Consider the following 7,779-nt stretch of genomic DNA (forward strand, 5'->3'; position numbering starts at 1 on the left):
TTTTTTAGCACCGAACAAGTGAATTTTTTTCAAAAAAGAAAGAAGCGATCTCTCGCCTCTTCGCTCCAAACATAGATTACTCCACTTCTGCTATCATGGTTTGGTTCCTACCCGATTTCTTCGCCCTGTACATGGCCTCGTCAGCTATATTCATCAGATCTTCAGCCGAAACAGCATGAGAAGGATAGTGCGCAATGCCCTGTGACACGGTTAGCCGCTGCCCGATTGGATTTGTACTTGTTTCTAAGGCATGGCGTATTCGTTCGGCCACCTGATAGGCCTCCTCCAAGCCAGCATGGGAAACAAGGACAACGAATTCCTCACCGCCAAAGCGACTGCTCACATCTTCAGGCCGAAGTGATGAAGAAATCATTTTCGCAAAATGTTTCAACACCTCATCTCCAGACTGATGACCATATGTGTCATTAATACATTTAAATCGATCAAGGTCCATCATAATAAGAGAAAAGGGGATTGGCTCCATCATCCATTTTTGCATGGTTTCTTCGAGCGTTCTTCGGTTTGCTAGCCCTGTCAACGGATCTGTTCGCGCATCATGAGCCAACTGATCTGTCTGTTTTTTGATATCGTTTAATGTAAAGCGAATGGCTCGCGTTAACAGGTCAGCCTCTCGATTCCAATGCTGTTTACCTTCCGAGAACTCAACCTCTTCTCTACCTGCCTTGCTCACAAGATCGGCCAGGGATACGAAAGGCCTTGCTACTTTGCGTGCGAGCCCAATCACAACTAGCATTAATAATAGAAAAGGAGGCAGCGTATACAACAAAACGCATTGAATATCACGATTTACTTGTTCATAAACAACACTGATAGGTGACCCGACAACAACACCCCAGTCATTCTCAGCAACCTTCACGTAAGCGGCTAATACCGTCTGCCCCCTCAAATTGACGATCTGTTCATAGCCACTTTGACCTTGAAGGAGCTTGCGTACGGCTGGACTCGCACTGATATCCTCTCCGATCCGACTTGCATCACGATGGAACAACAAATGACCGTTTGAACCTACGATGTAGAAAGATGAACCTAGCTCGTCTGTTGGGTTGCTCCCAAGGATCGTATTTAAAATGTTCTCTTCTTGAAGATAAATCGTTCCTCCGATAAACCCACGATAAATTCCGTCCTTATCGTAAATAGGCTCGCTAATAAGTACAACGAGACGTTTCGAATTTGCAGTCATGTACGGTACAGAAATAAAAGGCTTTTTTTTTGCCAAGATCGTTTTCGCCGCTGTCGTCCTCAAATATGTTCCTTCCGTACCAATTGATTCGGGAGACACACTTCGAACTAACCCGGTTTCATCCACCACGGTAATCGAATTAAAATAGTTGTTTGTACGTCGTATCAATTCAAGCTTCGCATGTATTTCATTTGCATTCATCCCGTGCATATCGGAAAAGATACTCGCCGAATACTGTAAGCTACTTCGCATAGATTTGATCAAAGCGTCTATGGTGTGACTCATTTTGAGTGCACTTGTGTGATTTAGGGTCAACGTCGTGTGAATCAGTGCCTGTTTTTTGGATTGATAGAATGAGATAAGGAGGATGGTAACAGTCAGAACAACAGATAAAGAGACTAGTCCTGTTAACAGTGCCACCAGGCTAATCTTTTTTGGGTGGTTTGCTTTTTTTTGTAAGACAGGCATCGGATGCCCCCTTGTATTTAGCATATAGCGATAATCAATAAATAAAAAATAGTCTAACACTTGATAATATTCATTTCAAGTATATAAGAAAGTTCAAGCAGCTGACTCTTGGCTTGTGGACATAAAAAGCCACCTTTGTCAGGTGGTAGTTTCGCATCGCGTAGCCTTATGATGTTAATCACTCACTAAAAGTAAATCGTAAAATTCTATTTTCACATTATTATTAACTGTGAAAAACACTTCTTTTTTTGTTTTGAGGTCGCATAAACTCACTTGAAAAACATTGAATCTATTATATGCTTTTACAAACTCCCGAAACCCTTTCTTCTCGTAGTTTCCATTTGTATATCCAGTTACTTTGTAACCATTAAAATCAATTTCAAAATAAACACGATCTTTTTCTTCTCTTATAAACAATTTTGTCTCATTATGAAAATCGATACTTTGTTTCTTATGAGTAAAGTCTTGGATAAAAGTCAGTCTCTCATTAAGATTTCTAATCACTTCCTTAAAATTTGCAGTATCGCCAAATACCTTCCCAACTATTGGTAGTTTCCATGATTGTTCAACATTTTCTAATACGCCTATAATTACTTTATCTTTATCATTAGGTAAATTAACTGGAATTCTTATATCACCTTTTTCTATTTTTCCCCTATGGTGTACACTAATCCACTTACTAATGAACAAAACCCGCCTCCTATATGGTAAGAGACGGGTTTGTAAAGCATCTTCTAAGTGGCATGTGTCTATGTGAAAAGCTATTTTCATGCCTCCTTTTGTTTTTGAACGTGGTACACATTCTTCCGGAATACACTGATCATGTATCCGCATACCCCCCCTATAAGTGAAGGCAGCAGCCAGCCTAAGCCTACGTCATACAGTGGAAGGTACTGAGTAAAATAATGATGGACAAAACTATTTTCGAGTCCAGCAGCCTTTAAACCATCAAACAGACTAATCAGAAAAGTGAAAAGCAAACTTCCTTGATACACTTCTGGTCTGCCATTGAATGCGTTGTGCAGAAACGTCAAGAAGAGTAACGAGATCGCAATCGGGTACATGGTCATTAAGATCGGAACGGAGACCTTAATGAGTTGCGTCAATCCAATGTTAGCAACGAGTGTACTGAAAACAGACAAAATAACCGCAAATTTTTTGTAAGAGATCTTCGGAAACAATGAATGAAAAAAAGAAGAGCAGGCGGTAATAAGCCCTACACTTGTAGTCAAGCATGCCACTGTAATCATTAGTCCCAATAAAATGGCACCATATGAACCAAAGTAGTAATTCGAAACTTTCGCCAGAACTTCCGCGCCATTTTCTAAATGGCCCAACTTTTCTACACTAGAGGCACCCATAAAGGAAAGTGCAGTATAGAAAAGAGCGAGAAGTAAACCAGCTATCATTGTTGCTTTTGCGCACGCAGCCAAAACTTGTTTTTTGGCAGTAACTCCTTTGTCTTTAATCGCATTCACGATGATCATTCCAAAAACAAATGCGACAAGCGCATCCAAAGTTAAATACCCTTCTTGAAAACCCTTGAAAAATACATGGGATGTGTAATCTGCTTGCGGGGCTTGGAGGGCTCCAATTGGATAAAGAATAGCCGTTACTACAATAATTCCGATAAATGTCAATTTAATTGGAGTTAAGATTTTTCCGACTACATGGATAATTTTCATAGGATTGAGCGATAAGAAGCATGCCATTGCGAAAAACAGGATGGTAAATAGAATCAGCGGTGCCGAACCTGCCTGTTCTGATAGGAAAGGCTTTACCCCAATATCAAACGATACATTGCCGGATCTAGGTATCGCAAAAAACGGACCGATTGCTAGATATAAAACAATCGTGAATATCATTCCGAATACGGGATGCACGCGACTGGCTAAGGAGCGCAAGTCGTCTTTTCCCGAATAAACAAAGGCTGTGATCGCTAGCAAAGGCAACCCAACCCCTGTAACCAAAAAACCTGCATTGGCTATCCATACATTTGTTCCTGCTAATTGGCCAAGCATTGGCGGAAAAATTAAATTACCCGCTCCAAAAAACAGAGCAAATAACATGAATCCTATCGTAACTACAAAAGAAACTGGCGCTTTCTGTGACACAACAGTCCTCCTATTTGTTCTCTATCTCTCATTCATAAATGTTCATTCAGATGGTTACTTACACAACCTTCATTTATTCATTCTGATACTATACTCCAAATAAACATTCTTTTCAAACATACGAATCATCTTTCTCTTCCACATATAGAGGAGCACGACACTTCAATCGCTATGAGCTCAGTTACTCCAAGTTGCCGAAAATCAAGCTTACATCCCTGATACAGTTTACTACAAGCACCCCAATATCGCAGCAGGAAGTACCTTCCCTGGAAAAACCGCACATCATTTAGGTATGTATTGGAAGAGGGAGATTCGACCCGCCATCAACGAAACTTCTATATTTCAGAAAATATTTATTTTTCTTAACTTGAAATGAATTGTCAATTTTCCTTATAATTACAACTAAGCCTTTTGTTGAGAGTAAACTCATATAATTCCACCTCTATGGAAGGGAGGTGTAAACTCATGAAAAAAGTCGTAAAAGTAGCAGTGAACAAGAACAAACAAGTGCAAGAAATGAAAGCACTGAAATGGCGCGTAGTTGTTGATGTGTGCTTGTAAGAGAACCAAAAAGCATGCGTTATCTCCGTATATAAAATTTGAAAGGACGGGATTTCTCATGAAAAAGGTAGTGAAAGTACAGCTCTCCAGCAACCAAAACGTTCAAGAAATGAAATTGCTTTTCCATCCAATCATGACACTTGCGTGTAAAAAGTAATCGATGTTCAAGAGCACCTCGTGTGCTCTTGAATTTTTTACATAAGGTTCTCGCTTTCCAGGAGTAAGCATACATGACGGGACGGTGCAGATTATGAATCAAGCGGTTTTGTTGGATAGATATCATCAGTTGAGAGAGCTTGCCGAGGACACAGACGCATGGCTGGAATCAGAGATCGGTTCCGATCTTTGGGTGGATGGAATTAACGTATTTTTAACGGTATCACCAGAGGATTTTGTCGAGGGACTTGAGAGATTCGAGGGGAACTACGGTTTTAAGAACCATGGAATTGTAAGCGATATACTTCAATTTCAACGTTATTGTAGAGAAGCATCAGCGGATGGTGAATTTCCTTTATATCAGGCTCTAGCAGTTGGGATGACCTGGTTAAGCCTACAGCCTCAAATAAACGGCGGCTATTTCAACTTGCCTGTTCAAATTACCAATCACTCCATCGCTTTGTTGTTAAGCCCAACCTATTTAGCTGTTTGGGCACATAGTTACAATGAAGGGATTGGATTATACTTAGATTTACACTCGACACTCCCCACATTATTTCGACCAGAGCATGGACGGATCTATCAAAATGCAGGATCATATTTGGAAGGAAATCACATCAAGTTTCCTTTTCAAAATTACTTCCACGAAATTGCTCATATCCTCTTCTTCCATGACGTCTATCAACGTGTACTAGGGAGCGAAGACGAATGTAGAAGCTACTGGACACATATTGAAGCATGCATTTATGGGCTTGAGGAGCAGGTGCTAGCTGAAATGATGGAAGTCCAACCAGATTTGCATGCCATTGATGATGGATTTGGAAGTAGTAAAGGATTCGAGGACTTTATCTCTTATCGTTTTGGAATTCTTGGTGCTCAAGAGGATAGATCGATACCAAAAGACACGGTTCGAACGTACATCAAAAGAAGCATGCAATTAGGCGAAGCGAATGAAAACATCCCAGAGAATGAGGTAAAAGCAAGGATTCTTGCTAGTCATAAGCTAGATGAGGAACGATTAGAAGAGCTTGATACTTACTGCAAGTCATTTGCTACGGCATTGCAGGTACATAGCTTGTGGGGAATCAAAAGCTATCAACGAAACTCGATTCCAGCGTTTCGTGAAGTGGTAGAGTTACTCTCTCCTGATGCATACTGTCTGCAAAAACTCGAAGAATCTATGCGTCCAGATTCATGGCGTACATTAGAGGATTTGTTATCGAAAGATCCGTTTATGGAGATATGCTCTCAGACAAGAGAAAAAAATATTCAAGTTTGGAACTGGCGTGATACCCTGTCTCGTTTGGCAGAAATGCGCGGATATTTAGCAAATGCGAATGAACCTAGTTACGGTGAAACCAATCGAGAGCTACTTGAGATCGCAAAGCGTTTAGCTAAAGTAATACACGAGGAGAAACAAAAAGTGGACCCGGAAGACCAGCATGAAAGCCAGTACGCGGACATGAAACGAGAAATTAGCGAATCATTAAACCGATTGCCTAACGTGGAAGTACGCGATCATTTGCACAATCTTCTCTCCAAACCCTATTACTTTGTGTTAGAGCCCAATTAATAGCTGATTATGAGTCAAAGACCGGCGATATTTACTATGTTGGTCTTTGTTTTTTTATGCAACGTATACATAAGCCGCGATGACGTTCAGATTTTATCCTTTTTTTAGAAATCGTTTAGGGTTTGTTTTGAACTTGTGTTTAGGATGGGGGTAAGACAAATTATTCAGATGGGAGCGGTTTTGCGTGCTTGAGATGAATGTGAAGATTCCCCTTCCCCCTCCTCGTGTGAAACTATTTAGGGGGAAGAAGTCATGAAACTCCCTAAAATTTGGTGGGGATTATTTCTTGTATCGCTAGTGGTTATCGTTCCATTTATGTTTCCCTATTTAACATTAGACCCTGCAAACAGTCGCATAACGATTATTACCGGCACTGTTCAGTATCCTTTATTAGTTGCCCATATCGTGTCTGCTTTTATTGCTCTTCTCACTGGTTTTTTCCAGTTTGTCGACCGAATTCGCCTGAAGAAACCAAGAATACATCGTTTTCTTGGGAGGGTTTATGTGTATAGTGTGTTTATCAGCGGACTCCTCTCTTTAGCGAGTATCTTTTATGCAGAAGATTTCATGAAGGCAACAAGCTTCCTTATCTTATCTTTGGCTTGGCTGTTTACTTGCTGGAAAGGGTACCGAACCGCCATCAACAGGCAATATGAGGAACACCGAAAATGGATGATCCGCAGTTTTGGAATGACATTAGTTGCCGTAAGCGCGCGTCTGTTGGTGCCAGTATTACTCCTTCTGTACTTTATTCTACACGGTTTTTCTCTTCCGCATGGTATGGAAACCGTCATTGAAGAGGTATTGAATGTAAACATTTGGGCTGGGCTCATTCTCAATTTTGTGATTGTCGAGTGGGCTATATTGAAAAAATAGGCTTGCTTAGTCCCGCCACATTGTCATATTTAAAAGAGGAAAAACAATAAATAGTACAGCCTAAATGGAGAAAAAATATGCAAAAAATAGTTGGTTTGATTTTTGCTCTGTCCATGACTGTGCTCACAATTGGTTGTGGTGATTCGTCACGCAATATTTCCTCTAACTCCAATGGTACCCAGGTACAAAACGTGCAGAAAGAAGCAGAACGATTAACGTTTTCATTAGATTCAAAAGAATACTCAATCCCGATTCAAAAGGTTGACTCCATTTATAAATACCTTGAACAATTCGATCAAAGTGATCGAGAAACCGAGATAAAACGAATACAGGCTACAGCCTTCACTTCGAATTCCGGGATTATATATGGTGATTTTCAATACAGTTGTGGAACAAAACTTTGCAACCATACATTCGTTCAGATTAAAAATAATGAGATTAAATCCGTCCCTTTGCACTCTGGAAGCATCTTCTCTGATCATACTTTTTCTCCAAACGAAAAGAATCTCGCTATCTTACTTGGAAGAAATGAAGGTACTGATGTTGTCCGAAATAGTGTAATGATTATAAACACAGAATCCTTAACGCTAGCCGAGCTTGATGACGCTAGCGATATTGTCAATAAGGTAACGTCTACAGATTTTAGTATCCCGATACTTTCGTTACATTGGGAAAATGACACAACATTAAAGATAACCATACCAGATTTGACCGACTATTCGTTTGAAACACTCAAGCAATGGCAGCAAAAAGAGAGTAAAACGAAAGAAGTTACATTACGTATTACCACTATATAATATCCTGCCATTTCTCTCCGTAAGTTCGCCATC

6 protein-coding genes are annotated in these 7,779 nt (G+C 40.2%); 3 read left to right on the forward strand and 3 right to left on the reverse strand.

The features are described 5' to 3' along the window. Positions 1 to 76: 76 nt before the first annotated feature. The 3 genes from ASG16_RS07375 to brnQ all read right to left on the reverse strand — a co-directional run bounded on the left by ASG16_RS07375 (position 77) and on the right by brnQ (position 3,783). Positions 77 to 1,669: a sensor domain-containing diguanylate cyclase gene (locus ASG16_RS07375; RefSeq protein WP_056495242.1), complete on the reverse strand. Its 1,593-nt coding sequence runs from the start codon at positions 1,667 to 1,669 to the stop codon at positions 77 to 79. A gap of 174 nt (positions 1,670 to 1,843) precedes the next feature. Then, positions 1,844 to 2,440 carry a hypothetical protein gene (locus ASG16_RS07380; RefSeq protein WP_056495239.1) on the reverse strand — a complete coding sequence of 199 codons (597 nt, stop codon included), beginning with the start codon at positions 2,438 to 2,440 and terminating at the stop codon, positions 1,844 to 1,846. Continuing rightward, on the reverse strand, positions 2,437 to 3,783 hold the full coding sequence (brnQ, locus tag ASG16_RS07385) for a branched-chain amino acid transport system II carrier protein (RefSeq protein WP_056495236.1): 1,347 nt from the start codon (positions 3,781 to 3,783) through the stop codon (positions 2,437 to 2,439). The genes ASG16_RS07380 and brnQ overlap by 4 nt, the downstream gene beginning before the upstream one ends. An 811-nt stretch (positions 3,784 to 4,594) precedes the next feature. Between brnQ and ASG16_RS07390 the strand changes: the two genes are divergently transcribed. The 3 genes from ASG16_RS07390 to ASG16_RS07400 all read left to right on the forward strand — a co-directional run bounded on the left by ASG16_RS07390 (position 4,595) and on the right by ASG16_RS07400 (position 7,746). Continuing rightward, on the forward strand, positions 4,595 to 6,073 hold the full coding sequence (locus ASG16_RS07390; protein WP_056495233.1) for a hypothetical protein: 1,479 nt from the start codon (positions 4,595 to 4,597) through the stop codon (positions 6,071 to 6,073). Between the two features lie 252 nt (positions 6,074 to 6,325). Next, complete coding sequence (locus ASG16_RS07395; protein WP_056495230.1) at positions 6,326 to 6,949, forward strand: DUF2306 domain-containing protein; 624 nt, start codon at positions 6,326 to 6,328, stop codon at positions 6,947 to 6,949. A 77-nt stretch (positions 6,950 to 7,026) separates the two neighbouring features. Further along, on the forward strand, positions 7,027 to 7,746 hold the full coding sequence (locus ASG16_RS07400) for a hypothetical protein (RefSeq protein WP_056495227.1): 720 nt from the start codon (positions 7,027 to 7,029) through the stop codon (positions 7,744 to 7,746). Positions 7,747 to 7,779 lie beyond the last annotated feature (33 nt).

The sequence above is a fragment of the Brevibacillus sp. Leaf182 genome (assembly GCF_001423865.2).
Lineage (GTDB): Bacteria > Bacillota > Bacilli > Brevibacillales > Brevibacillaceae > Brevibacillus > Brevibacillus brevis_C.

What these genes read in the sequence shown, in the direction of transcription:
- ASG16_RS07375 (WP_056495242.1), bottom strand. Translation starts at nt 1,669, where the DNA reads ATGCCTGTCTTACAAAAAAAAGCAAACCACCCAAAAAAGATTAGCCTG.
- ASG16_RS07380 (WP_056495239.1), bottom strand. Translation starts at nt 2,440, where the DNA reads ATGAAAATAGCTTTTCACATAGACACATGCCACTTAGAAGATGCTTTA.
- ASG16_RS07390 (WP_056495233.1), top strand. Translation starts at nt 4,595, where the DNA reads ATGAATCAAGCGGTTTTGTTGGATAGATATCATCAGTTGAGAGAGCTT.
- ASG16_RS07395 (WP_056495230.1), top strand. Translation starts at nt 6,326, where the DNA reads ATGAAACTCCCTAAAATTTGGTGGGGATTATTTCTTGTATCGCTAGTG.
- ASG16_RS07400 (WP_056495227.1), top strand. Translation starts at nt 7,027, where the DNA reads ATGCAAAAAATAGTTGGTTTGATTTTTGCTCTGTCCATGACTGTGCTC.